The sequence below is a fragment of the Streptomyces sp. NPDC001530 genome (genome assembly GCF_042894545.1).
Lineage (GTDB): Bacteria > Actinomycetota > Actinomycetes > Streptomycetales > Streptomycetaceae > Streptomyces.
The window spans coordinates 38,175-64,748 of record NZ_JBIAVS010000013.1; the positions used below are offsets into that span (position 1 = coordinate 38,175).

Annotated in this window: 20 protein-coding genes; 18 read left to right on the top strand and 2 right to left on the bottom strand. The window is 70.6% G+C overall.

Features of this window, described 5'->3' with window-relative positions:
• The first annotated feature begins 115 nt into the window (after positions 1-115).
• The 12 genes from ACFY0T_RS26455 (at position 116) to ACFY0T_RS26510 (ending at position 14,170) form a co-directional block, all read left to right on the top strand.
• Positions 116-2,365 (top strand): putative bifunctional diguanylate cyclase/phosphodiesterase, encoded by a 2,250-nt coding sequence (locus ACFY0T_RS26455; protein WP_388875292.1) that lies wholly within the window; start codon positions 116-118, stop codon positions 2,363-2,365.
• Between the two features lie 388 nt (positions 2,366-2,753).
• Positions 2,754-3,050: an Asp-tRNA(Asn)/Glu-tRNA(Gln) amidotransferase subunit GatC gene (gatC, locus tag ACFY0T_RS26460; protein WP_015036350.1), complete on the top strand. Its 297-nt coding sequence runs from the start codon at positions 2,754-2,756 to the stop codon at positions 3,048-3,050.
• Between the two features lie 4 nt (positions 3,051-3,054).
• The gene (gene gatA / locus ACFY0T_RS26465) at positions 3,055-4,548 is read left to right on the top strand and encodes an Asp-tRNA(Asn)/Glu-tRNA(Gln) amidotransferase subunit GatA (protein WP_388875295.1); all 1,494 of its coding nucleotides are present in this window, start codon (positions 3,055-3,057) and stop codon (positions 4,546-4,548) included.
• Entirely contained in the window at positions 4,545-4,787 is a 243-nt protein-coding gene (locus tag ACFY0T_RS26470) for a hypothetical protein (RefSeq protein ID WP_388875298.1), read from the top strand. Before gatA ends, ACFY0T_RS26470 begins: the two co-directional genes overlap by 4 nt.
• Before the next feature lie 16 nt (positions 4,788-4,803).
• Positions 4,804-6,318 (top strand): Asp-tRNA(Asn)/Glu-tRNA(Gln) amidotransferase subunit GatB, encoded by a 1,515-nt coding sequence (gene gatB, locus ACFY0T_RS26475; protein ID WP_388875301.1) that lies wholly within the window; start codon positions 4,804-4,806, stop codon positions 6,316-6,318.
• A gap of 98 nt (positions 6,319-6,416) precedes the next feature.
• Positions 6,417-6,710 (top strand): hypothetical protein, encoded by a 294-nt coding sequence (locus ACFY0T_RS26480; RefSeq protein ID WP_388875303.1) that lies wholly within the window; start codon positions 6,417-6,419, stop codon positions 6,708-6,710.
• A 183-nt stretch (positions 6,711-6,893) separates the two neighbouring features.
• Complete coding sequence (locus ACFY0T_RS26485; protein WP_388875306.1) at positions 6,894-9,173, top strand: MMPL family transporter; 2,280 nt, start codon at positions 6,894-6,896, stop codon at positions 9,171-9,173.
• Positions 9,151-9,726: a GNAT family N-acetyltransferase gene (locus ACFY0T_RS26490; RefSeq protein ID WP_388875309.1), complete on the top strand. Its 576-nt coding sequence runs from the start codon at positions 9,151-9,153 to the stop codon at positions 9,724-9,726. Before ACFY0T_RS26485 ends, ACFY0T_RS26490 begins: the two co-directional genes overlap by 23 nt.
• A gap of 35 nt (positions 9,727-9,761) precedes the next feature.
• Positions 9,762-10,331 (top strand): hypothetical protein, encoded by a 570-nt coding sequence (locus tag ACFY0T_RS26495; protein ID WP_388875313.1) that lies wholly within the window; start codon positions 9,762-9,764, stop codon positions 10,329-10,331.
• 175 nt (positions 10,332-10,506) lie between these two features.
• Positions 10,507-10,704, top strand: a complete 198-nt coding sequence (locus ACFY0T_RS26500; protein ID WP_388875316.1) for a hypothetical protein — start codon at positions 10,507-10,509, stop codon at positions 10,702-10,704.
• On the top strand, positions 10,701-13,874 hold the full coding sequence (locus tag ACFY0T_RS26505) for an AAA family ATPase (protein WP_388875319.1): 3,174 nt from the start codon (positions 10,701-10,703) through the stop codon (positions 13,872-13,874). The genes ACFY0T_RS26500 and ACFY0T_RS26505 overlap by 4 nt, the downstream gene beginning before the upstream one ends.
• A 47-nt stretch (positions 13,875-13,921) precedes the next feature.
• Complete coding sequence (locus tag ACFY0T_RS26510; RefSeq protein ID WP_388875962.1) at positions 13,922-14,170, top strand: DUF6191 domain-containing protein; 249 nt, start codon at positions 13,922-13,924, stop codon at positions 14,168-14,170.
• Positions 14,171-14,186: 16 nt separating this feature from the next.
• On the opposite strand, the gene ACFY0T_RS26515 is transcribed toward ACFY0T_RS26510, so the two are convergent.
• A complete protein-coding gene (locus ACFY0T_RS26515; RefSeq protein ID WP_388875322.1) occupies positions 14,187-15,356 on the bottom strand; it encodes a PQQ-dependent sugar dehydrogenase in 1,170 nt (389 codons plus the stop codon).
• A 109-nt stretch (positions 15,357-15,465) separates the two neighbouring features.
• Entirely contained in the window at positions 15,466-16,464 is a 999-nt protein-coding gene (locus ACFY0T_RS26520) for an aldo/keto reductase (RefSeq protein WP_388875324.1), read from the bottom strand.
• A 76-nt stretch (positions 16,465-16,540) separates the two neighbouring features.
• Here ACFY0T_RS26520 and ACFY0T_RS26525 point away from each other — a divergent pair, with 76 nt between their 5' ends.
• The 6 genes from ACFY0T_RS26525 (at position 16,541) to serA (ending at position 26,543) form a co-directional block, all read left to right on the top strand.
• On the top strand, positions 16,541-17,482 hold the full coding sequence (locus ACFY0T_RS26525) for a 2-hydroxyacid dehydrogenase (protein ID WP_388875327.1): 942 nt from the start codon (positions 16,541-16,543) through the stop codon (positions 17,480-17,482).
• 397 nt (positions 17,483-17,879) lie between these two features.
• Positions 17,880-20,888, top strand: a complete 3,009-nt coding sequence (locus ACFY0T_RS26530; RefSeq protein ID WP_388875330.1) for a putative bifunctional diguanylate cyclase/phosphodiesterase — start codon at positions 17,880-17,882, stop codon at positions 20,886-20,888.
• Positions 20,889-21,114: 226 nt separating this feature from the next.
• Complete coding sequence (locus ACFY0T_RS26535; RefSeq protein WP_388875333.1) at positions 21,115-22,971, top strand: acetolactate synthase large subunit; 1,857 nt, start codon at positions 21,115-21,117, stop codon at positions 22,969-22,971.
• A 20-nt stretch (positions 22,972-22,991) separates the two neighbouring features.
• Positions 22,992-23,519 carry an acetolactate synthase small subunit gene (gene ilvN / locus ACFY0T_RS26540; RefSeq protein WP_388875336.1) on the top strand — a complete coding sequence of 176 codons (528 nt, stop codon included), beginning with the start codon at positions 22,992-22,994 and terminating at the stop codon, positions 23,517-23,519.
• 177 nt (positions 23,520-23,696) lie between these two features.
• Positions 23,697-24,698: a ketol-acid reductoisomerase gene (gene ilvC / locus ACFY0T_RS26545; RefSeq protein ID WP_388875338.1), complete on the top strand. Its 1,002-nt coding sequence runs from the start codon at positions 23,697-23,699 to the stop codon at positions 24,696-24,698.
• Positions 24,699-24,953: 255 nt separating this feature from the next.
• On the top strand, positions 24,954-26,543 hold the full coding sequence (gene serA, locus ACFY0T_RS26550; RefSeq protein WP_388875341.1) for a phosphoglycerate dehydrogenase: 1,590 nt from the start codon (positions 24,954-24,956) through the stop codon (positions 26,541-26,543).
• The last annotated feature ends 31 nt before the right edge of the window (positions 26,544-26,574 follow it).

The following is a 26,574-nucleotide window of genomic DNA, read 5'->3' on the forward strand; positions in this document are numbered from 1 at the left end:
GCATCCCCTGCTCTTCGAGAGTTTGGGGAAGGGTTTTCAGACGTGGCGCCGTTGGCAGTTGTCGCCGGCAACGGACCGCGTGGCGTGGGCACCGCCGGCTGTGAGAGGGACGGGAATGGAACCGACCGAGAGCGCCGCCCCCAACTCACGGCTGCGCCTGCGCCGGATGACCGGCGCGTGGATGGCCGGCCTCCGGACGGGGCGGTCTTCGGAGCGTCCCGGCACGAGCGGCCAAGGCTCCGAGCCACTCACCACTGCCACGGCCCCCGGCGTGGGCAGGCTGACCGCCGAGCGCGCCACCGGCGCCACCGGACTGCCCGGCCACGATCCCGAACGGCACGTCTCCTGGCCCGCGCTGCCCGCGGCGGTCGTCGCGGCGGCCGGGTTCGTCCTCGGCGCCGGCTTCTACCGGGCGTTCAGCGGTGACCACGCGCTCTTCCCGTCCGGCACCGTCGGCTGGTCGCTGGCCGTGCTGACGGGCGTCATCGTCGGCCATCTCGTCGCCCTCGGCCGGGCCCGCTGGTGGGGCGGCACCGGCTCCGGTGCGGCGCTCACGCTCGCGGTCCTGCTGCTGTACGGCTGGGTGCCCGCCGGAATGGTCAGCCTGACCGTCGTCGTACTGGTCGGCATAGCGCGCCGCAACCGCTGGCGCCAAGGCGTGCTGCACGGCGCGGTCGACATCCTCGGCATCGGCGCAGGAGCGCTGGTCCTCGCCCTGTTCGGCCGATTCCCGACCGTCGAGACGCCCTGGAACCCGGAGACCTGGACCCTCTACGCCGCCCCCGAGGTGGCGCTCGTCGCGACCGCGTATCTCGCGGTCACCCGCGCCCTGCTCTGGTACCTGCACGCGCCGCGTACCGGCGGTCTGCCCACCGTCGCCCGTACGGCCCTGGTCAGACAGGGCCTCGTCGCGGTCGCGCTGCTCGGCATCGCGCCGCTGATCTGTGTGGTCGCCATCGCGCAGCCGATCCTGCTGCCGCTCTTCTCGATCCCCCTGATCGCCCTCGACTCCACGCTGTGGATCGCCCGCGCCCGGGCCGAGGAGCAGCTGCGCGACCCGCTGACCGGGCTGCCCAACCGGCAGTGGCTGCTCGAACGCACCTGGACGGCCCTGGATGATGCCGAGCGCATCGGTGCGCGTTCCGCGCTGATGCTGATAGACCTCGACCGTTTTCGGTCGGTGAATGACACGTTGGGGCATCTCGCCGGGGACCGGTTGCTCCTTCAGATAGCCGACCGGCTGCGGCTGGCGCTGCCGCGCGGGGCGGAGGCCGCGCGGCTCGGCGGCGACGAGTTCGCCGTGTTACTGCCGGTCGCCGACTCCACGACGTCGGCCACGCGCGTCGCCCGCAATCTCGTCGCCGCGCTGGGCTCGCCGCTCGACCTCGACGGGCTCACCCTCGTCCTGGAGGCCAGCGCCGGGCTCGCCGTCTTCCCGGACCACGCGCTCGACGCGGAGGGGCTGTTGAGGCGGGCGGACGTGGCGATGTATCAGGCGAAGCGGGACCGTACGGGGGTGGAGGTGTACGAGTCCAAGCGGGATTCGAACACCCCGGACCGGCTCGGGCTGCTCGGTGACCTGCGCCGGGCCCTCGACGCCGGTGACGTCGAACTGCACTACCAGCCGAAGGTCCGCTTCGACGGACAGGTGGCCGGGCTGGAAGCACTGGTCCGCTGGGTGCATCCCGAGCGCGGGAAGGTACCGCCGGACGAGTTCATCGCCATCGCCGAGTCGTCCGGGCTGATGCCGCACCTCACCGAGTACGTGCTGGAGACAGCGCTCGGACAGGTCGCGCGCTGGCGGGCGCAGGGCCTGCACGTGCCGGTCGCGGTGAACGTCTCGCCGCGCGATGTGCACACCCCCGGCTTCGCCGGCGCGGTCGCCGCGCGGCTCGCCCGGCACGGAGTCCCGGCGGGGGCGTTGCAGCTGGAGATAACGGAGCACGTCCTCCTGGAGGACCCGCAGCGGGCCGCTGACACCCTGGCCGGGCTGACCGGGCACGGCGTGAAGATGTCGCTGGACGACTTCGGTACGGGGTACTCCTCGCTCGTTCATCTGCGCCGGCTGCCGGTCAGCGAGCTGAAGATCGACCGGTCGTTCGTCGCACGGCTCGCCGTGGACACGGAGGACGCGGAGATCGTGCGCTGCACCGTGGATCTCGCGCATTCGCTGGGTCTGCTGGTCGTCGCGGAGGGTGTCGAGGACGACGAGACGTGGGAGCGTCTCCGGGACCTGGGCTGCGACGCCGTCCAGGGCTGGCTGGTCGCCGCCGCGATGCCCCCCGAGGAGACCACGGCCTGGCTGCGCGCCCGCGGGTCGCGGGGCTGGCAGCGGCCCCGAGCGGCCTTGCCGGCCGCCGAGTAGGTCCTACGGTTCGTTGTCGGGTGCGGGTGCGTGGGGGTTGGTTCTCCCGCCCGCGCACCGCCCGAGGCTGTCACCCGACAAGTGGGGCTCTCCTGTGGAGCTTGCTCGCCATTGGCGGCTGCCGTAAGTGGGCAGGTCTACAGCGCCCGACAGGGGCGCGGTGCTGTGACATCGTGCGACAGGTTCTGGACGGTCGGGTGCCGTCGGGCGCACGGACGGACGGCCGCCGACGGCGAGAAACGCCTGCGGGAGACCTCCACTTGTCGGGTGACCGTCACGGGCGGTGCGCGGGCGCGAGACGCCCCGGACGAAACCCGTGCGCGGGCATCCGTACCGGCCCCATAGGATTGGGTCCAAACCACACACTCTCACCCCAGAGGATCGCTGCATGCCTGGCATCACGCGCGAGGAGGTCGCCCACCTCGCACGGCTGGCGCGTCTGGAGCTGAAGGGCGAAGAGCTCGACCACTTCGCAGGCCAGCTCGACGACATCATCGGCGCGGTCGCCCGCGTCAGCGAGGTCGCCGACCAAGACGTACCGCCGACCTCTCATCCGCTGCCGCTGACGAACGTCATGCGCGCGGACGAGGTCCGTCCGTCGCTCACCCCCGAGCAGGCGCTTTCCGGCGCCCCGGCCCAGGAGCAGCAGCGTTTCAAGGTGCCGCAGATCCTGGGGGAGGACTAATCACATGACGGACATCATCAAGCTGACGGCAGCGGAGATCGCTGCCAGGATCGCGTCCGGCGAGCTCACCGCCGTCGAGGTCACCGAGGCCCACCTGGCCCGTATCGAGGCCGTCGACGAGAAGGTGCACGCCTTCCTGCACGTCGACCGCGAGGGCGCCCTCGCGCAGGCCCGCGCCGTCGACGAGAAGCGGGAGCGCGGTGAGAAGCTCGGTCCGCTGGCCGGTGTGCCGCTCGCGCTCAAGGACATCTTCACCACCGAGGGGATCCCGACCACCGTCGGATCGAAGATCCTCGAGGGCTGGATCCCGCCGTACGACGCGACCCTCACCAAGAGGCTGAAGGCCGCCGACGTCGTCATCCTCGGCAAGACCAACATGGACGAGTTCGCCATGGGGTCGTCGACGGAGAACAGCGCCTTCGGGCCGACCGGCAACCCCTGGGACCTCACCCGCATCCCGGGCGGCTCCGGCGGTGGCTCCTCCGCCGCCCTCGCCTCCTTCCAGTCGCCCCTCGCGATCGGCACCGACACGGGCGGCTCCATCCGCCAGCCCGCGGCCGTCACCGGCACGGTCGGCGTCAAGCCGACGTACGGCGCCGTCTCCCGCTACGGCATGGTGGCGTTCTCGTCCTCCCTCGACCAGGGCGGCCCCTGCGCCCGTACGGTCCTCGACGCCGCCCTCCTGCACGAGGTCATCGCCGGGCACGACCCGCTCGACTCGACCTCCATCGACGCTCCGGTCCCGCCGGTCGTCGAGGCCGCCCGCAACGGCAGCGTGGCGGGCATGCGCGTCGGCGTCGTCAAGCAGTTCCGCGGCGAGGGCTACCAGGCCGGTGTCGTGCAGCGCTTCGACGAGGCCGTCGCCGTACTCAAGGAGCTGGGCGCCGAGATCGTCGAGCTGGACTGCCCGTCCTTCGACCTGGCGCTGTCGGCGTACTACCTGATCGCCCCGTCCGAGTGTTCGAGCAACCTCGCCCGCTTCGACGGCCTGCGCTACGGCCTGCGTACCGGCGACGACGGCACCCGCTCCGCCGAGGACGTCACCGCCCTCACCCGCGAGGCCGGCTTCGGACCCGAGGTCAAGCGCCGCATCATGCTCGGCACGTACGCCCTCAGCTCCGGGTACTACGACGCGTACTACGGCTCCGCGCAGAAGGTCCGTACGCTCATCACGCGCGACTTCGAGAAGTCGTTCGAGCAGGTGGATGTGATCGTCTCCCCGACCACGCCCACCACCGCCTTCCCGATCGGCGAGCGCGCCGACGACCCGATGGCGATGTACCTCGCGGACCTGTGCACCATCCCGACCAACCTGGCCGGCAACTCCGCCATGTCCCTGCCCTGCGGTCTCGCCCCGGAGGACAACCTCCCGGTCGGTCTGCAGATCATCGCCCCGGCGTTGAAGGACGACCGTCTTTACAAGGTCGGCGCCGCCGTCGAGGCCGCCTTCGTGGAAAAGTGGGGGCACCCGCTGCTCGAGGAGGCTCCGTCGCTGTGAGTAAGGCGCTGTCCAAGGCCAAGGGCTTCAAGAAGTCCAAGTCCGGTACGTACCTGTCCATCGCGACCACCGCGTTCGGTGCCGTCAGCGTCGTCAAGCAGGCCAAGAAGGCCCGCCTCGAACACGACACGCTGCGCCTGATCGACGCGGCCGTGTCCGCCGCCGCCATCGTCACCGGCCTCGCCATCCTCTACCGGGAGCTCAAGCGCCTGGGCGACGACGACGTCCTGCTGGGCTGAGAGGGAAGTTTTCACCGTGACCACCACGACCGACCTGGTGTCGTACGAGGACGCGCTGGCGTCGTACGACCCCGTCATGGGCCTCGAGGTCCACGTCGAACTCGGCACCAGGACCAAGATGTTCTGCGGGTGTTCGACCGCGCTGGGTGCCGAGCCCAACTCGCAGACCTGCCCGACCTGTCTCGGCATGCCCGGCTCGCTCCCGGTCGTCAACGCGACCGGCGTCGAGTCCGCCATCAAGATCGGCCTCGCGCTGCACTGCGAGATCGCCGAATGGTGCCGCTTCGCCCGGAAGAACTACTTCTATCCGGACATGCCGAAGAACTTCCAGACCTCCCAGTACGACGAGCCGATCGCCTTCAACGGCTATCTGGACGTCCAGCTGGAGGACGGCGAGGTCTTCCGCGTGGAGATCGAGCGCGCCCACATGGAGGAGGACACCGGCAAGTCGACGCACGTCGGCGGTGCCACCGGCCGCATCCACGGCGCCCAGCACTCGCTGCTCGACTACAACCGCGCGGGCATCCCGCTCATCGAGATCGTCACCAAGCCGATCGTCGGTGCGGGCGAGCGCGCTCCCGAGGTCGCCAGGGCGTACGTCGCCGAGCTGCGCGAGCTCATCAAGGCGCTCGGCGTGTCGGAAGCCCGCATGGAGATGGGGCAGATGCGCTGCGACGTGAACCTCTCGCTGATGCCCAAGGGCGCCGAGAAGTTCGGCACGCGCTCCGAGACGAAGAACGTCAACTCCCTGCGCTCCGTGGAGCGTGCCGCCCGCTTCGAGATCATGCGCCACGCCGCGGTGCTGAGCTCCGGCGGCACGATCATCCAGGAGACCCGCCACTTCCACGAGGACAGCGGGTCCACGACCTCGGGCCGCGTGAAGGAGGAGGCGGAGGACTACCGCTACTTCCCGGAGCCGGACCTGGTGCCGGTGGCCCCCTCCCGCGAGTGGGTCGAGGAGCTGCGCGCGGGCCTGCCCGAGCAGCCGCTCGCGCGTCGCAACCGCCTCCGTGAGCAGTGGGGTGTCTCGGCGCACGACATGCAGTCGATCCTCAACGCAGGTGCCATCGACCCGATCGTCGCCACCATCGAGGCCGGTGCCGACGCGGCCTCCGCCCGCAAGTGGTGGATGGGCGAACTGGCCCGCAGCGCCAACGAGTCGGGCAAGGCCCTGGAGGACCTGCCGATCACCCCGGCGCAGGTCGCCCGGGTGGCCGAGCTCGTCTCCTCCGGAGACCTGAACGACAAGCTCGCCCGCCAGGTCATCGAGGGCGTCCTCGCCGGCGAGGGCACCCCGGACGAGGTCGTCGAGAAGCGCGGTCTGAAGGTCGTCTCGGACGAGGGTGCGCTCACCGCGGCTGTCGACGAGGCCATCGTCGGGAACCCGGGCATCGCCGACAAGATCCGCGGCGGTAAGGTCCAGGCCGCCGGCGCCCTCGTCGGCGCGGTCATGAAGGCCACCCGCGGCCAGGCCGACGCGGCCCGCGTCAAGGAGCTGATCCTGGAGAAGCTGGGCGTCAGCGAGGGCTGAGGTCCGCGTTTTCTCACGCCCTGGGGGGATGCATCGGAACCGATGCATCCCCCCAGGCATGTCGGCGTTCTCAGCCGGAGGCGCTACGCTCGCGCGCCATGAGTGGAAGCAGTGACTCCGATACGCCCGACTTCGAGGACCCGGCGCGGGAGGCGCGGCGGGCCCGCTGGACGGCGGTCGGAACCGGAACGCTGCTGACCGTCGCCGGACTGGCGGCGTCGGCGCTGCGCTCCACCGGTTCCGCGACCGCGCTCATACCCGTGTCCTACGCCTCGGGCGCCGCCCTCTGCGCTGTCGCGTCCGTGCTCGGAGCCCGGGGGCGCACCAGACGGGCCCTGTGGCTCATGGTCGCGGGGGTGATGGTCATGGCGGTGGGCGACCAGTTCGACTGAGCGACGCCTCGCGGGACGACAGAGTTCACGGGAATGTCCTGTGAGTTGGCTCGCACTCGCGTGGGGAGACCCACGAATGAGGCAAACGATCACTTCCGGCTGAAAGAGTGATGGCGCATAAGTCATGCGTTCTTTGCGGGCAGTTCCCGGTAAAGATCCACAAATCACCCAGGGAGCTCGTCCGTGGCAGCCCTCGCGCGTTGGTGTGTCCAGCACCGCCTCGTTGCCGTACTGCTCTGGCTTCTCGCCTTCGGCGGTGTCACCGCCGCCGCTGCCGTCACGGGCTCCGCGTACTCGAACGACTACGAAGCACCCGGCACCGAATCGGGCCGCGCCACCCAGCTCCTGCGCGACGGCTTCCCGGGCCTCGGCGGCGACAGCGACACCGTTGTCTGGCACACCACTTCGGGCACCGTGCGCTCCTCGGACGTCGAACAGACCATGACCCGGGCCCTGGACGAGATCTCGACCCTGCCCGGCGTGGCCTCCGTCGTCAGCCCGTACGAGGGCCGGGGCGCGGGCCGGATCAGCGCCGACGGACACACGGCCTACGCCACCGTCACCTTCGACGACCAGGCCGAGCACATCGACAAGGGCGAGGCACAGGCCGTCGTGGACACCGCGAAGGCCGCCGAGACCAAGGGGCTCCAGGTGGAGTTGGGCGGCAGCGCCATCGGACTCACCGAGTCGTCGGGCGGGCACCTCGCCGAGATCGTCGGTGTGATCGTCGCCGCCGTGGTCCTCTTCCTCGCCTTCGGCTCGCTCGCCGCCTCCCTGCTGCCCATCGCCACCGCCCTGGTCGGCGTCGGCACCGCGTACGCCGGAATCGTGCTCCTCGGGCACGCCATGACCGTCGCCGACTTCGCCCCCATGCTCGGCATGCTGATCGGGCTCGGCGTCGGCATCGACTACGCGCTGTTCATCGTGACCCGGCACCGGCGCGGGCTGAAACGCGGGATCCCGGTGCCCGAGGCCGCGCGGAACGCCGTCGCCACCACGGGCCGGGCGGTCGTCTTCGCGGGCGCCACCGTCTGCATCGCCCTGCTCGGCATGCTCATCCTGCGGCTCGGCTTCCTCAACGGCGTTGCGATCGCCGCCTCGTTGACCGTCGTCCTCACCGTCGCGGCCTCCGTGACGCTGCTGCCCGCGCTGCTCTCCTTCATCGGTCCACGCGCGTTGAGCCGCCGCGAGCGGCGCAGGCTGTACGAGCACGGGCCCGAGCCGGAGATTCCCACCGGGTTCGCCGCCCGCTGGTCCGCCTTCGTGGAGCGGCACCCCAAGCTGCTCGGCGCCGTCGCCGTCGTCGTCATGGCGCTGCTCGCCCTGCCCACGCTCTCGCTCCACCTGGGCACCTCGGACCAGGGCAACGACCCGAGGACGGCGACCACACGACAGGCGTACGACCTGATCGCTGGGGGCACCTCCCGGTCGAGCGCAGCCGAGACTGGGGGAGGCTTCGGACCGGGTGTGAACGGGCCCCTCACCCTCGTCACGAGGGTGGGCGGTGCCGAGGACAAGCTCGCGCTCGACAACCTGGACGCCACGCTCCGGGCGACCAAGGGCGTCGCGTCGGCGACCTCAGTGGCGTACAACACCGGGAGTGACACCGCCTACCTCACCGTCGTCCCGGACTCCGCGCCGCAGTCCCAGAAGACCAGCGACCTCGTCGACAGGCTGCGCACCGACGTCCTGCCGCGCGCCGAGGCGGACACCGCGCTCGATGTGCACGTCGGTGGTGTGACGGCCGGTTACGACGACTTCGCGGACGTCATCGTCGGCAAACTCCCCCTCTTCGTGGGCGTCGTGATCGGCCTCGGCTGCGTTCTCCTCCTGCTCGCCTTCCGCTCGATCGGCATCCCCCTCAAGGCCGCCGTGATGAACGTCGCCGCCGTCGCCGCCGCCTTCGGAGTCGTCGTCACGATCTTCCAGTGGGGCTGGGGCAGCGAACTGCTCGGCCTCGGCCGCGCCGGCCCCATCGAGCCCTTCCTGCCCGTGATCATGGTGTCGGTGCTCTTCGGACTGTCCATGGACTACCAGGTCTTCCTGGTCAGCCGGATGTACGAGGAGTGGCTGGAGACCGGCGACAACCGGCGCGCCGTCCGGGTCGGCCTCGCCGAGACCAGCCGCGTGATCAACTCCGCCGCCGTCATCATGATCTCGGTCTTCCTCGCCTTCGTGCTCAGCGGCGACCGGGTCATCGCGATGTTCGGCATCGCCCTCGCCTCCGCCGTCGCCCTCGACGCCTTCGTCCTGCGAACGCTCCTGGTGCCGGCCCTCATGCACCTGCTCGGCGGCGCCAACTGGTGGCTGCCCCGCGGGCTCGACAAGCGGCTGCCCCGCATCAGCATCGAGCCGCCCGAGCGCCGCGCCGCCCATGAGAGGCTGGCCGAGGCAACGGACGCCGAGGTGGCGGACGTACTGGCGAAGGAGCGGCAGCGGGATGTACGCGATATCTCTGGGTGACGACGGAGCCGAACTGCGCCCCCTGGAGCCGTGGCACGCCGAGGAGTTCCTCGCGCATCTGGACCGGGGGAGGGAGTTCATCCAGCAGTTCATCCCCTTCGGGTCGAAGACCACGGACGTGCCGTCCGCGCGGGAACAGCTCCAGAGGTACGCCGACATGCGCGCCGCCGACACCGGGTCCCTGCACGGCCTGTGGCTGGAGGGGAAGCTCGTCGGCGGGGTGCTCTTCCTGAACTTCGACGCGGAGAACGGCAACTGCGAGGTCGGGTGCTGGCTGGAACCCGCCGGCACTGGGCGCGGGCTGATCAGCCGCGCGATGCGGGTGCTCATCGACTTCGCCGTCGAGCAGCGCGGCATCCACCGGATCGAGTGGATCGCCGCCTCGGGGAACGAGCCGAGCCTGAACGTGGCACGGCGCCTTGGCATGACCCGGGACGGGGTGCGGCGGGAGGCCCACCCGTACCGGGGCGTACGGCACGACCTCGAGGTGTGGTCCGTCCTCGCCCCGGAGTGGCGGGCGGCACGCGCGCGTGGCGCTCACAACGATCATTAAGGGACTTCTCAGAGAGCGTCCGTACGGTGCGGGGCATGGGAACCAAGACAGTTGACGAGGCCGGGGTCGAGACCGGCACCGAGGCGAAGAGCGACGAGGAGACGACGGCCGCCACCAAGCTGGACGTCACCAAGGCAGACGCGGCCGCAGAGACCGAGACCGAGGATGTCCTCGGGGACGGCGACGACGCCCCCGAGGCCGAGCAAGGAGCCACCGGAGTCGGCCAGGGTGCCGCCGCCGTCGTCTCCGCCGGGCTCGGCGTCGTGTCGCTCACCGGCAGTTGGGTCGCCACCGTGGCCGCCGCGCGCGAGACGCTCGTCGGCCAGCTGCAGACCTCGTCGAGCGCGAGCGTCGCCAAGCAGGTCAAGGAGGTCTACGGCGACGCCTGGGCGACCACCGCGGTGGTGGGCGGCCTCTTCGCCCTGGCCGCGCTGATCGTCGGCGTCGTCGTCCTGGTCCGGCCCGCCTTCGGGGCCCCCGGCAAGCCGCAGGCCGCCTGGATCAAGTCGGTCGCCTGGGCGGGTGTCTCGCTCGGCGTCATCGGCCTGGTGCTCGCGGTCGCCAAGTACTCCGACATCCTGCTCGGACTGCCCTCCACCAGCTGAATCTCCGTACCTCTGAGGGGCCTTAGGGCCGGCCTGAGTGACTTAGGGCCGCCCTAAGGCCCTTCGCGTGCGCAAGATGCGGAACTCTCCCGATGTGGCGCACCCCCCTGGGAGACGAAGGTTGAGGCATCGCCAACAAGCGAGACCGAAACCGACTCTCCACGAGGGGTACGAGATGTTCGAGTACGAGCTCCAGCAGATCCGATCCGCAGAGCTGATCCGCGAAGCCCAGAACCACCGCCTGGCACAGGAGGCCCTCCGCGGCCGCCGTGCCGCCCGCCGCGCCGCGGCGCGCGAGTCCGGGCAGAACGACACGGAGGGGCAGTCGCATAGCCCCCGCCCCCGCCGGCATCGGTTCGCCCGCGCCGCATGAGCGGCGGGGCACGGGAGGACGGCCGTACGGGGGTCGGTCGTCGTCCCGGGCCGGTGCCGCCCGGAGCAACCGTCGCCCTGCGGATAACCAGTGCCGCACTGTCGGACCCCTGTGCGATGCTCGGGCCTGTGGAGACCAGGTCCGTCAGCCCGGTGTTCGTCGGACGAGCCGACGAATTGGGGGTGTTGAACGATGCGCTCGCCCGCGCTGCCGCGGGCGAGCCGCAGGCGTTGCTGCTGGGTGGCGAGGCCGGGGTCGGAAAGACCCGCCTCCTTGAGGAGTTCGCCGCCGCGGCCGGTCGCGAGGGTGCCGTCGTCGCGTACGGCGGCTGTGTCGAAATCGGCGCCGACGGGCTGCCGTTCGCCCCCTTCTCCACCGCCCTGCGCACTCTGCGCCGCCACCTTCCGGACGAGCTCGCCACCGCGGCCGCCGGACAGGAGGAGGAGCTGGCCCGGCTGCTGCCCGAGCTGGGCGAGACCACCCGGGGGCGGCGCTACGACGAGGAGGGCATGGCCCGCCTCTTCGAACTCACCGCCCGGCTCCTGGAGCGCGTCGCCGCGGACCGCACGGTCGTCGTCGCCCTCGAAGACCTGCACTGGGCCGACGCCTCCACTCGCCACCTGCTCGCCTACCTCTTCCGCACGCTGCGCACCGGCCGCCTGGTCGTCGTCGCCACCTACCGCGCCGACGACATCCACCGCCGCCACCCGCTGCGCCCCCTCCTCGCCGAGCTCGACCGCCTCCGCACGGTCCGCCGCATCGAACTCGGCCGCTTCAGCCGCGCCGAGGTCGGCCGCCAGATCGCCGGAATCCTCGCCCACGAACCCGACCCGGCCCAGGTCGACGAGATCTTCGCCCGCTCCGACGGCAACGCCTTCTTCGTCGAGGAACTCGCCGTCGCCGCCCACGAGGGCTGTCGTACGGGACTCACGGACTCCCTGCGGGACCTGCTCCTCGTCCGCGTCGAAGGGCTGCCGGAGAGCGCCCAGCGTGTCGCCCGGATCGTCGCCGAGGGCGGCTCCACCGTCGAATACCCGCTGCTGGCCGCCGTGGCCCGGCTCGCCGAGGACGACCTCATCGAGGCGCTGCGGGCCGCCGTCGGCGCCAACATCCTGCTCGCCTCGCCCGGTGGCGACGGCTACCGCTTCCGCCACTCCCTCGTCCGCGAGGCCGTCAGCGACGATCTGCTGCCCGGCGAGCGCTCCCGCTTCAACCGCCGTTACGCCGAGGCCCTGGAGGCCGACCCGACGCTCGTACCGGCCGACGAGCGCGTCACCCGCCTGGCCAGCTACTGGTACCACGCCCATGACGCCGCCAAGGCCCTCCCCGCCGTCCTCGACGCCTCCGTCGAGGCCCGCCGCCGGCACGCCCACTCCGAGCAACTGCGGCTCCTGGAGCGGGCGATGGAGCTGTGGGACGTCGCCCCCGACGCCGTACGGGCCGAACTGCGCCCCGTCGACTATGTGGAGGTCTATCCCCCCTGCGGCTGCGACCCGGAGACCACACCCCTGCGCTATCTAGACCTGATGGCCGAGGCGGCCGTCGCGGGCCGGCTCTGCGGGGAGCGCGAGCGCGCCCTGAAGATCACCAAGCGCGCCCTGCACCTCCTGGAGGACGAGGGCGACCCGCTGCGCGCCGCCTGGTTCTGGTGCCAGCGCTCCCGGCTGGTCCAGTCGCAAGGCCGCGGGGACGGCTGGAAGGAGCTCGCCACCGCCCAGGCCCTGGTGCGCGGCCTGCCGCCGTCGGAGGTGCACGCCGACGTCCTGTCCAACGTCGCCGCCTGGTGCATGCTGCACGAACCGGGCCCCGGCGCCCTCTCCGCCGCCGAGCGCGCCGTGGAGTACGCGCGCATGGTGGGCGCCCGGGACATCGAGCTGAACGCCCGGCTCACGCTCGGCGGGCTCATGGTCGACGCGGGCGACGTCGAGGCGGGACTCGCGGAGATGTACGAGGTCAAGGAGCGGGTGAACCGGTACGGCGCCTCCCTCGTCGTGGGCCGGCTGCATATCAACCTGCCGTCCCATCTGGAGTCGGTCGGCCGCTCCCGCGAGGCCGTCCCGGTCCTGCGCGAGGGCGTCGAACTCGCCCGGAAGAACGGCCTGTTGGACACTCAGGCCTGGGTCTGGGGCAACCTCTCGGAGTCGCTCTACGCGCTCGGCCAGTGGGACGAGGCCCTGGAGGCCGCGCGGAACACGCTGCGCATCGGACTCAGCGGCAAGGCGTCCGGCCTCGGCGCCTCCCGCCTGGCACGGCTCGCCCTCGCCCGCGGCGACCTCCCCGAGGCCGGACGCCAACTGGCCGCCGCCCGCGACCACTTCGGCACCCACGACCCCACGCCGCAGCACTCCCTGCCGCTGGTGCGCACCGCGATCGGCATCGCCGCCGCCGAGGGCCGTCTCCTCGACGCGCGCGCCGCACTGGAGCAGACCCTGGACACGGGCTTCCCACCCGGCACCCAGCGCTACGGCTGGCCCCTGCTGCTCGCCGCCGCCGGCGCCGAAGCGGACGCCCGCGGACTGCCCGCCGCCGAACCGGGCCGCGCCGAGACCGTGGAGCGCATCCGTCAGGCCGTGAAATCCCTGGCCACGGGCGCGCCCATCTGGCGCGCGTACGAGGCATGGGTGCGCGCCGAACTCCGGCGCGCCGAGGGCGTGACCACTCCGCACGGCTGGTCCGAGGTGGTCACCGCCTTCGAACCCCTGGAGCGTCCCTACGACCTCGCCCGCGTCCGCCACCGCCTCGCCGAGGCCCTGCTGACCTCGGGTACGGACGACGACGACCGGGCCCGCGCTACGGAACTCCTTCGGCTGGCCCGAGCGGCTGCCGACCACCTCGGCGCGCGCCCCCTCGCCGACGCCGTCGCACTGCTCGCCCAGCGCGCCCGCCTCACCCTGGCCCACGCACCCGAACCCTCCGCCCTCACCCCCGTCGACCCGGCGGCGGCACTCGGCCTCACCAGCCGCGAGCGCGATGTCCTCCGCCTGGTCGCCGCCGGCCGCAGCAACCGCCAGATCGCCGAGGAACTCTTCATCTCCCCGAAGACGGCCAGCGTCCACGTCTCGAACATTCTGGCCAAGCTGGACGTCTCAGGACGGGGGGAGGCGGCAGCGCTGGCCCATCGGCTGCGGCTGTTCCCACCGGAGACCCCCGCTGCCCAGGCGGCGGGTTGAGGCTTACGCTGTATGGGATTCGGGCCGAGGGAGGCGCCGTGTTCAACATGTTCGAGGAGCTCTTCGCACCAGGCCGCAAGCACACCAACGACGAACGCAAACGCCTGGAACTGACCCGCGTGGACGTGAACGACGGCGACCCGGGCCGCGGCCCGATAGACCTGTCCTCGGGCAAGGTGGTCGTAAGGCTGCCCACCACGCCTGAGTCCGATGGGCCGAAGCCCGATGGGCCGAAGCCAGGCAGGCCGGAGCCTCATGGGTCGGAGCCAGGCTGGCCGGAGCCCGACGAGAACTGAGGGGCGCCGGGCGGGTCTACTTCACCTCCAGCTCCAGAATCCGGTCGTCCCCCTTCCCGGGGCTCCCGCGCCCGTCCGTCTCGCTCGTCGTCAGCCAGAGTTTGTCGCCGCTCGCCGAGACGACCGTGCGGAGGCGGCCGTACGTGCCCTTGAGGAAGGCCTCGGGGGCCGCGGAGGCCTTCGTGCCGTTCAGCGGGATGCGCCACAGGCGTTCGCCGCGCAGGCCCGCCATCCATATGGAGCCCTCTGCGTAGGCGATGCCGCTGGGGGAGGCGTCGTCGGTGGGCCACTGGGCGATCGGGTTGTGGTACTTGAGGTTGTCGCTCTTGCCCTCGACCACCGGCCAGCCGTAGTTGTCGCCCGGCTTGATCTGGTTGAGCTCGTCCCAGGTGTCCTGGCCGAACTCGGAGGCCCACAAGCGCTGTTTGTCGTCCCAGGCGAGGCCCTGGACATTGCGATGCCCGTACGAGTAGACGACCGAGTCGCCGAACGGATTGCCCGGCGCGGGATCGCCGTCCGGAGTCATCCGCAGGATCTTGCCGCCCAGCGCCTTCTTGTCCTGGGCCAGCCCCCGGTCACCCGTTTCGCCCGCGCCCGCGTACAGCATCTTGTCCGGGCCGAACGCGATCCGTCCGCCGTTGTGGATCATTCCCTTGGGGATGCCCTTGAAGATCGTGTCCGGCGCGCCCAGCTGCTCGCCGGCCGGCTTCTTCTCGTCGTACAGCATGCGGACGATGCGGTTGTCCGAGGCCGTCGTGAAGTAGGCGTAGACCATGTGGTCGGAGGCGTAGTCGGGGGAGAGCGCGATGCCCAGGAGGCCGCCCTCTCCGGCGGGGGCCACCCCCGGCACCTGGCCCAGCTCCGTCTGCTTGCCGGTCTTCTCGTCGACCCGGGTGATCGTCCCCTCGTCCCGCGAGGACACCAGCAGGCCGCCCTCGGGCAGCGGTGCGAGGCCCCAGGGGGTCTTGAGGTTCTCAGTGACGGTGCGCACGACCTTCACCGAGCCCTTGGCGGGCGGTGTCTCCTCGGCAGCCTCCTTCGAGGGCGACGCCCCCGGCTTCGTACTCCCGATGCTCGGGAAGATGCTCCCGTCGTCCGACTTCCCCCCGCTGTCGGAGGAACAGCCGGCCGTCACCAGAAGCGCGGCCGCGGCCAACACGGCTGTCACTGCTCGACGTTGCACCATCAAGGTCCCTTCGACGCGGCGGTCCTACTGTTCATACACCGCTCGCGTTCCACGGGTTCCCGATCACGGAGAAGCGATCCGCGCATCGCCCCCAGCCCCAGGACTCTCCTCAGTCCCAGGATCCCTGCGCCGCCGGCAGCCCCGCCACCTCCGCGAGATCCTCCGCCGTCAGCCGCAGCCCGGCCGCCTCCGCGTTCTCCGCGACCCAGCGCTCCCGCTTCGCCCCCGGCACAGGGACCACGTGCGGCCCCTGCGCCAGGACCCACGCCAGCGCCACCTGGGCAGGGGTGACCGCGTCCCCGTGTCGCCGGCCGATGCGCCGCAGCCCGGCGACGATGGGCTGGTTCGCGGCCATCATCTCCGCGGTGAAGCGGGGGTGGCGGGCGCGCAGGTCGTCGGGCTCGAAGCCCTCGCCGGGCGTCAGCGTGCCGGTCAGGAATCCGTTGCCGAGCGGCATCGCGGCCAGGAAGCCGACCCCGCGCGCCGCGCACCACGGCAGCAGCGCGTCCAGCGCCTCCGTCGACCACACCGACAGCTCGGCCTCCACGGCGCTCACCGGGAAGACCTGCTGCACCCGCTCCAGCTGCCGGATCGTTCCGTCGTGCAGCCGCGCCCCCGAGCGGCGGGCGGAGCGGGCACCCACCGCGCACAGCCCGAGCGAGCGCACCTTTCCGGCCGACACGAGTTCGGCCATCGCGCCCCAGGTCTCCTCGACCGGAACCTCCGGGTCCGCGCGGTGCAGCTGATAGAGGTCGATCACATCCGTCTGCAGGCGCCGCAGCGACGCGTCGCACGCCCGCTTCACATAGCCGGGGCGGCCATTGGCCACGATGTGCTGCTCGCCGACCAGCAGGCCGACCTTGGTCGACACGAAGGCCTCGGGGCGCCGTTCCTTCAGCACCCGCCCCACCAGGAGCTCATTGGTGAAGGGCCCGTACATGTCGGCCGTGTCGAGCAGCGTCGAACCCCGGTCGAGCGCCTTGTGCACCGCGCGGAGCGACTCCTCACCGCGCTGCCGTGAACCGGTGTACGCCCAGCTCATCGGCATGCATCCGAGCCCGACCGCCCCCACTTCGAGCGCCGCCGCCCCGATCGTCCTGCGCTCCACCTGGCCCTGATCCTCCCCTTGCTGGCACCCCAACCTAACCTCTGCGCCTCCCCGTGCCTGGCATAGCCTCCTGACCATGACTTCCGATGTGTGGCTTCCGTTTCACGCCGAAGAGATCGACGGGCTCCCCGAGGGCGTCGACTACCGCTTCTGGGACGGCGACCAGGAGTTTCCCGCGGATCCGGCCGACTGCGCGTTCTATGCGGTGCCCTATATGAAGCCGCCCGGCGTCGCGCAGCGGCCGTTGGCCGAAATGACGTCGGTCCAGGCCGTGCAGACGCTCTCCGCCGGCGTCGATCATGTCCTGCCGAGCCTCAAGTTCCTGCACCCGGGTGTGCAGTTGTGCAACGCCCAAGGTGTGCACGAGGCGAGCACCGCCGAGCTCACCCTCGCCCTGATCCTCGCCTCGCTGCGCGGCATCCCCGGCTTCGTACGAGGCCAGGACAAGGAGGAGTGGCGCTCGGGCTTCTATCCCGCGCTGGCCGACAAATCCGTACTGATCGTCGGGTACGGGGCGATCGGGTCCGCCATCGAGGACCGGCTCGTGCCCTTCGAGGTAGCGCGGGTGGCGCGCGTCGCGCGCTCCGAGCGCACCACGGCGCGCGGTCCGGTGCATCCGCTCACACAACTGCGTTCTCTGCTTCCCGAAGCCGACATCGTGGTGCTGTCGACACCCCTCACGGACAGCACGCGTGGCCTGGTGAACGCCGATTTTCTGTCCCGGATGAAGGACGGCGCGCTGCTCGTGAACGTGGCCCGCGGCCCTGTCGTCGACACCAAGGCGCTCCTCGCCGAGCTGGAGAACGGACGCATCACCGCGGCCCTCGACGTCACCGATCCCGAGCCGCTGCCCCAGGGACACCCCTTGTGGCACGCGCCCGGCGTGCTCATCAGCCCCCATGTCGGCGGGCCCACCTCGGCGTTTCTGCCGCGCGCCAAGCGGCTCCTGGTGGACCAGTTGAACCGTTTCGTGAACCAGGAGCCGCTGCGGAACGTGGTCCTTACCACTGGCGCTTAGGACACGTCCCGTTCGCTCCGCGTCCGCTTCGAGCACCCTCCGCAGTTCCCCGAATGCGGGCAGTGCTGACATCCTCCCTGGTCGTCACGGAGCGTAGAGGAACTATGTCCCTGAGTGACGAGACTGGTGTATCGTCCCGACAGGGGCTGCGCCGCGTACCGTTCGGCGCCGGGGATGGACATGTGAGACTGCGAGGGGGGCGACGGGCGATGCACGGCCTATGGACCAACGATCCGACGCGGCGGGGCCGCCGACGACCCTGGCGCGCGGCCACGCGCAGACGCGGCCATGGTGGCCCTGGCGGCCATCACCCCCGCGGGCACAGCGGCCGTCGGAGGCATGCGCACCCAGCGCACGGGGACCAGCGGGACCCCGGGGTGCGGACCGGGTGGGCCCGGTGAGCTCCCCAGGGGCGCTGCTGGCCCGCCGGCCGGTCTTCGGCAGCGGGACGGGCCTGCTCCCGCAACTCGTACTGGCCCTGGTGTGCGCGGGATACGCCGTCGGTTCCGCGCTCGGCTGGGGCTCCGGGAGCCTCGCTCTGGTCATGGGCGACTTCGGGCTGAGTGCCGCGGCGGGCACCGCGGCGGTCTCCTGCTTCCTCCACGCCCGCAGCCGACGCAGCCGCTTTCGACCCGCGTGGCTGCTGTTCGCGCTCTCCTCCGCCATGGCTTCGCTCGGCAATCTGGTCTGGGGGTGGTACGAGGTCGTCCTCAGCCGCCCAGTGCCCAGCCCGAGCTATGCCGACCTGTTCTTCCTGTGCTTCGCGCCGCCCGCCATCGTAGGACTGCTCGTGCTCGCCAAGAGGCCCGTCACCAAGGCGGGTTGGGTGTGCCTCGCGCTGGACGCCTGGCTGATCGGCGGCTCGCTGCTCACGCTGTCCTGGAGCCTCGCGCTCGCCCAGGCCGCGAAGTTCGACGGACCGAGCGTCGCGCACACCGCGCTGTCGCTGGCGTACCCGCTGCTGGACATCGCGCTGATCAGCATGGTGCTCGCGCTGCACCTGCGGCGCTCGTCGGTGAACAGATCGGCGGTGAACACGGCGATCGGGGCACTCGCCCTGACCGTGATGTGCGACGCCCTGTTCACCTCACCTCTCCTGCACAACAGCTACCACTCGGGTCAACTCCTCGACGCGGGCTGGTTCGCCGGCTCGCTGCTCCTCGCGTACGCCCCCTGGGTCGGCAGCCGACATGGCCGGCCGGATGACGACGGGCACGCGCGCGTGGTGCACGAACACATCCCGGGACAGCGCCAAGAAGGGCATCGGGGCCGGCACGGACAACACGGCCAAGAAGAGCAGCACGGACAGCAGGCGAAACGGCCCGAAGGACAGCAGGGAGGACACATGCACGTGCTCCTCCAGGAAGGTGGCCACAGCCGGTACCCGGGCACGCGCCCGATCGCCGGATCACTGGCGGCCCTCACGCCCTATCTGGCCGCCGCCGTCTGCACGCTGGGGATCCTCTACAACGTCCTCAACGGTCGCAATGTGGACCGGGTGGTGCTCATCACCGCCGGTCTGGTCGTACTCGCCCTCGTCGTGCGCCAGGGCATCATGCTGCTCGACAACATCACCCTCACCCACGAGCTGGCCCAGAAGGAGAACCACTTCCGCTCCCTGGTGCAGGGCTCCAGCGACGTCATCATGATCGCCGCACCCAATGGGATCCTGCGGTACGTCAGTCCGGCCGCCGCCGGGGTCTACGGACGCGACGCCGACGAACTCGTCGGCTCCGAGCTCGCCTCGCTCATCCACCCCGAAGACCTTGGCTGTGTAGTTCACGAAGTACGACGTTTCTTGGCGGCCAGCCACATCGAGGAACCCACCACCCGCATCGAGTGCCGTTTCCGGTCCGGCGACGGCGGCTGGCTCAATGTGGAGTCCACCGTCAACCGGCACCAGGGCGGCCTGATCTTCAACAGCCGTGACGTGACCGAGCGGGTGCGTCTGCAGGCCCAGCTGCAGCACAACGCCGAGCACGACCCGCTCACCGACCTGCCCAATCGCGCGCTGTTCACCCGGCGCGTCCAGCAGGCGCTGTCCGGCCGCCGCTCCTCCGACCGCGGCACCGCCGTCCTCTTCATCGACCTCGACGGCTTCAAGGCCGTCAACGACACGATCGGGCACCAGGCCGGCGACGAGCTCCTCGTCCAGGCCGCCCGCAGACTCCAGGACTCGGTACGGCAGGGCGACACCGCCGCCCGCCTGGGCGGCGACGAGTTCGCGGCCCTGATCGTCGGCGACGGCACCCGCGACCGTGCCGCGCGCGAACACCACATCCTGGAGCTCGCCGACCGGCTCAGGGTCAGGCTCTCGCAGCCCTACGCCATCGACGGCAACGATGTCCGGGTGGCCGCGTCCATTGGTGTGGCCTTCGCCGAACCGGGCCTGGGCGCCGGCGAGCTGCAGCGCAACGCCGACCTCGCCATGTACCGCGCCAAGGCGGCCGGCAAGGGACGCGTCGAGTTGTACGCGCCCCAGATGCAGCAGGACGTCGTACGCAAAGCGGAGCTGGCCACCCGGCTGCGCTCGGCTCTTCAGGGCGGCGAGTTCGCTCTGCTGCACCAGCCGGTGGTGTCGCTGGAAAACGGCCGGATCACATCGGTCACCGCGCAGGCGCGCTGGCGCTCCTCCCAAGGGGTGCTCTTCACGCCCGCCGAGTTCCTGCGCGTCGCCGAGGACAGCGACAAGACCGCCGAGCTGGGCCGCTGGATGCTCGAGGAAGCCGTCGAGCAGGCCGCCCAGCGCGCCGCCGCGGGCGTCGCGGTGCCCGTCGCCGTCCGGATGAACGCCCGGCGGCTGCTGGACCGCTCGCTGCCGCTCGGCTCCGTGGAAGCCCTGCTGACCCGGCACGGCCTCGCCTCCGGCGCCCTGATCGTCGAGCTGTCCGACACCGACCCCCGGGTCTCCCTGGACGAGCTGGAGCGCAGGCTGAACGCGCTCAGGCGGCTCGGCGTCCGGGTCGCCCTGGACGGCTTCGGCAGCGGCTACGCCGCGATCACGGCACTCAGAAGGCTCCCCATCGACGTACTCAAGCTCGACAGAAGTCTCGTCGAGGGTGTCGTGGAGTCCGCCCGGCTGCACAAGATCACCAGCGGACTGCTGCGGATCGCCACCGACCTGGGGCTGCAGTCCATGGCCGACGGGGTGGACCTTCCGGAGCAGGTCATCGCCTTGCGCGCGATGGGCTGCACGCATGGACAGGGCATGGCCTTCTCGGGACCGCTCGACGAGTACCGGCTGCGCCGAGCGCTGTCTTCCGGCCACTATCCGGTGCCGCACGAACCGGTGGAGCCGGCGTTCGCGGGCGGCGGCGCAGGGGTGTATACGAGTGGTGTGCCCGCTGTTTTCGGGGGCGGAACAGCCCTTCGTTCACATAATGAGACTCCCGTCCCACCTACTTGACAGTGACTGCGTGCCGGGGAGAGGGTCAATGCCATGCGCACCCGAATTCTCGTACTTGGAAAGCGCGTCGGCTGAAGCTGGTGACCACCGGACCGACCCGGAACACCCAGCGACCGCACCCGGCGCGCTCCCCTCGCTTGCCTCACGGCACGAGGGGTTTTTTGTTGCACAGGCACCCGTCGTACACCGCACAAAACTCGCAAAAACCCTCAGCATCGAGAAGAGAATGCCGATGACCGAGCAGGCCACCGGGGCCCACCATCCGCAGCCGCGGCCCCGTTCCGGAGGACAGCAGTCCGCGCCCGAGCACGTCACGGGTGCGCAGTCCCTCATCCGTTCTCTCGAGGAGGTCGGGGCCGAGACGGTATTCGGCATTCCCGGCGGCGCGATCCTCCCGGCCTACGACCCGCTGATGGACTCGAAGCGCGTGCGGCACGTGCTCGTCCGTCATGAGCAGGGCGCGGGCCACGCGGCCACCGGTTACGCGCAGGCCACCGGCAAGGTCGGCGTCTGCATGGCCACCAGCGGCCCCGGCGCGACCAACCTGGTCACGCCGATCGCCGACGCGCACATGGACTCGGTGCCGCTCGTGGCGATCACCGGGCAGGTCGCGTCGAAGGCGATCGGCACGGACGCCTTCCAGGAGGCAGACATCGTCGGCATCACCATGCCGATCACCAAGCACAACTTCCTGGTGACCAAGGCCGAGGACATCCCGCGGACGATCGCGGAGGCCTTCCACATCGCCTCCACCGGCCGCCCCGGCCCCGTCCTCGTCGACATCGCCAAGGACGCCCTCCAGGCACAGACCACCTTCCAGTGGCCGCCCACCCAGGACCTGCCCGGCTACCGCCCGGTGACCAAGCCGCACGCCAAGCAGATCCGCGAGGCCGCCAAGCTGATCACCCAGGCCAAGCGGCCCGTCCTGTACGTCGGCGGCGGCGTCCTCAAGGCGAACGCCACCGCCGAGCTGAAGGTCCTCGCCGAACTCACCGGAGCGCCCGTCACCACCACCCTGATGGCGCTCGGCGCATTCCCCGACAGCCACCCGCTGCACGTGGGAATGCCGGGCATGCACGGTGCGGTCACCGCCGTCACCGCGCTGCAGAAGGCCGACCTGATCGTCGCCCTCGGAGCCCGCTTCGACGACCGCGTCACCGGCAAGCTGGACAGCTTCGCCCCGTACGCCAAGATCGTGCACGCCGACATCGACCCGGCGGAGATCGGCAAGAACCGCGCCGCCGACGTGCCGATCGTCGGTGACGCCCGCGAGGTCATCGCCGACCTGATCCAGGCCGTGCAGAAGGAGCACAGCGAGGGTCACGCCGGCGACTACACCGCCTGGTGGAACGACCTGAACCGCTGGCGCGAGACGTACCCGCTCGGCTACGACCAGCCCGACAACGGCTCGCTCTCGCCGCAGCAGGTCATCGAGCGCGTCGGACAGCTCGCGCCGGAGGGCACGATCTTCGCCGCGGGCGTCGGCCAGCACCAGATGTGGGCCGCGCACTTCATCCAGTACGAGAAGCCCGCGACCTGGCTGAACTCCGGCGGCGCCGGAACGATGGGCTACGCGGTCCCGGCCGCGATGGGCGCCAAGGCCGGTCAGCCGGACCGTACGGTCTGGGCGATCGACGGCGACGGCTGCTTCCAGATGACCAATCAGGAGCTCACCACCTGCGCCCTGAACAACATCCCGATCAAGGTCGCCATCATCAACAACGGTGCCCTCGGGATGGTCCGCCAGTGGCAGACCCTGTTCTACAACCAGCGCTACTCCAACACCGTGCTGCACTCGGGCCCCGAGGCGACCGGCAAGGAGCCGAGCGCGGGCACCCGCGTCCCCGACTTCGTGAAGCTGTCGGAGGCCATGGGCTGCCACGCGATTCGCTGCGAGTCCCCGGCCGACCTCGACAAGGTCATCGAAGAGGCGAACTCGATCAACGACCGCCCCGTCGTGATCGACTTCATCGTCCACGAGGACGCGATGGTGTGGCCGATGGTCGCCGCCGGCACCTCGAACGACGAGATCATGGCCGCCCGGGACGTCCGCCCGGACTTCGGCGACAACGAAGACGACTGAGAGAGAGCCGAGTCAGAACCATGAGCAAGCACACCCTCTCCGTCCTCGTCGAGAACAAGCCCGGCATCCTCGCCCGGATCGCCGCCCTGTTCTCCCGGCGCGGCTTCAACATCGACTCGCTCGCCGTCGGTGTCACCGAGCACCCCGACATCTCGCGCATCACCATCGTGGTGAACGTGATCGAGGAACTGCCGCTCGAACAGGTCACCAAGCAGCTCAACAAGCTCGTCAACGTCCTGAAGATCGTCGAGCTGGAGCCGTCCTCGGCCGTGCAGCGCGAACTCGTTCTGGTGAAGGTGCGCGCCGACAACGAGACGCGCTCCCAGATCGTCGAGATCGTCCAGCTGTTCCGCGCCAAGACCGTGGACGTCTCCCCGGAGGCCGTCACCATCGAGGCCACCGGCGGCAGTGACAAGCTGGAGGCCATGCTCAAGATGCTGGAGCCGTTCGGCATCAAGGAGCTCGTCCAGTCCGGCACGATCGCGATCGGACGCGGGGCGCGCTCGATCACGGACCGCTCGCTGCGCGCGCTCGACCGATCCGCGTAAGTCTGTAAACGGTCGACCTGGGTCCGCAAGCGATCCAGTCGAGTCCGTGAACGATCGTGATACGGGCGGACAGCGCACACAGTCCGCCCGTATACCGAGACCCGAAAACTTCCCTCCCCCCGCCCGCCGTACGGTGGGACGCAACACCGGCAATACCGGAAAACAAGGAGAACCCCAGTGGCCGAGCTGTTCTACGACGACGACGCCGACCTGTCCATCATCCAGGGCCGCAAGGTCGCGGTCATCGGCTACGGCAGCCAGGGCCACGCCCACGCGCTGTCGCTGCGCGACTCGGGTGTCGACGTCCGCGTCGGTCTGCACGAGGGCTCCAAGTCCAAGGCGAAGGCTGAGGAGCAGGGGCTGCGCGTGGTGACGCCGTCGGAGGCCGCCGCCGAGGCCGACGTCATCATGATCCTGGTGCCGGACCCGATCCAGGCCCAGGTCTACGAGGAGCACATCGCGCCGAACCTGAAGGACGGCGACGCCCTGTTCTTCGGCCACGGCCTGAACATCCGCTACGGCTTCATCAAGCCCCCGGCCGGCATCGACGTCTGCATGGTCGCCCCCAAGGGCCCGGGCCACCTGGTGCGCCGCCAGTACGAGGAGGGCCGCGGCGTTCCCTGCATCGCGGCCGTCGAGCAGGACGCGACCGGCAGCGCCTTCGCGCTCGCGCTGTCGTACGCCAAGGGCATCGGCGGCACCCGCGCCGGCGTCATCAAGACGACCTTCACCGAGGAGACCGAGACCGACCTGTTCGGTGAGCAGGCCGTCCTCTGTGGTGGTACGGCCGCGCTGGTCAAGGCGGGCTTCGAGACGCTGACCGAGGCCGGCTACCAGCCGGAGATCGCGTACTTCGAGTGCCTGCACGAGCTGAAGCTCATCGTCGACCTGATGTACGAGGGCGGCCTGGAGAAGATGCGCTGGTCCGTCTCGGAGACCGCCGAGTGGGGCGACTACGTCACCGGCCCGCGCATCATCACCGACGCCACCAAGGCCGAGATGAAGAAGGTCCTCGCCGAGATCCAGGACGGCACGTTCGCCCGTAACTGGATGGAGGAGTACCACTCCGGTCTGAAGAAGTACAACGAGTACAAGAAGCAGGACGCCGAGTCCCTGCTGGAGACCACCGGCAAGGAGCTGCGCAAGCTCATGAGCTGGGTCAACGACGACGAGGCGTAAGCCTGACGACCATGGGGCCGGAACGCGACGTTCCGGCCCCATCGTCGAACCCTGGGTAACGCTGTTGTCCATTGAGGCCAGCCACGTCCGGGTGATCCTTCCGTGGAGGCGCAAGACGCCCCCCGTAGCAGCACTAGACTGCTGCACAACATACGCGTCAGGCCCACAGCGTCGTGCGTCTTCCACGCGGCTAGCAACCCTCCACCGCCTGCGGCCGTCGGGACGGCCGTCCGCATTGGACTTGTGAGGACTCACGTGAGCTCGAAACCTGTCGTACTCATCGCTGAAGAGCTGTCGCCCGCGACCGTCGACGCCCTGGGCCCGGACTTCGAGATCCGGCACGCCAACGGCGCGGACCGCGCGGAGCTGCTGCCCGCGATCGCCGACGTCGACGCGATCCTGATCCGCTCGGCCACCAAGGTCGACGCCGAGGCCGTCGCCGCCGCCAAGAAGCTGAAGGTCGTCGCACGAGCCGGCGTCGGCCTGGACAACGTCGACGTCTCCGCCGCCACCAAGGCCGGCGTGATGGTCGTCAACGCCCCCACCTCGAACATCGTGACCGCCGCCGAGCTGGCCTGCGGTCTGCTGCTGGCCACCGCGCGCAACATCCCGCAGGCCAACTCGGCGCTGAAGAACGCCGAGTGGAAGCGCAGCAAGTACACCGGTGTCGAGCTCGCCGAGAAGACCCTCGGCGTCGTCGGCCTCGGCCGCATCGGTGCCCTGGTCGCGCAGCGCATGTCCGCGTTCGGCATGAAGGTCGTCGCCTACGACCCCTACGTCCAGCCTGCTCGGGCCGCGCAGATGGGCGTCAAGGTGCTGTCCCTCGACGAGCTGCTCGAGGTCTCCGACTTCATCACCGTCCACCTGCCGAAGACCCCCGAGACCCTCGGTCTCATCGGCGACGAGGCGCTGCACAAGGTCAAGCCGTCGGTGCGCATCGTCAACGCCGCGCGCGGCGGGATCGTCGACGAGGAGGCGCTGTACTCGGCGCTCAAGGAGGGCCGCGTCGCCGGCGCCGGCCTCGACGTGTACGCCAAGGAGCCCTGCACCGACTCCCCGCTCTTCGAGCTCGACCAGGTCGTCTGCACCCCGCACCTCGGCGCCTCCACGGACGAGGCGCAGGAGAAGGCCGGTATCGCCGTCGCCCGCTCGGTGCGCCTCGCCCTCGCCGGTGAGCTGGTCCCGGACGCGGTGAACGTCCAGGGCGGCGTCATCGCCGAGGACGTCAAGCCGGGTCTGCCGCTCGCCGAGCGCCTCGGCCGCATCTTCACCGCCCTCGCGGGCGAGGTCGCGGTCCGCCTCGACGTCGAGGTCTACGGCGAGATCACCCAGCACGACGTCAAGGTGCTCGAACTCTCCGCGCTCAAGGGCGTGTTCGAGGACGTCGTCGACGAGACGGTGTCGTACGTCAACGCCCCGCTGTTCGCGCAGGAGCGCGGCGTCGAGGTCCGCCTGACCACGTCGAGCGAGTCCCCGGACCACCGCAACGTGGTCACCGTGCGCGGCACGCTCGGCGACGGCCAGGAGGTCTCGGTCTCCGGCACGCTCGCGGGCCCCAAGCACCTGCAGAAGATCGTCGCCGTCGGCGACTACGACGTGGACCTCGCGCTCGCCGACCACATGGTCGTGCTGAGCTACGAGGACCGTCCGGGCGTCGTCGGCACCGTCGGCCGCATCCTCGGCGAGGCGGGCATCAACATCGCCGGCATGCAGGTCGCCCGTGCGGCCGCCGGCGGCGAGGCCCTCGCGGTCCTCACCGTCGACGACACGGTCCCGCAGGCCGTCCTCTCCGAGGTCGCCGAGGAGATCGGCGCGACGTCGGCGCGATCGGTGAACCTCGTCTGACGTGCACTGTCGAGGGCCGGGACACCTTGGG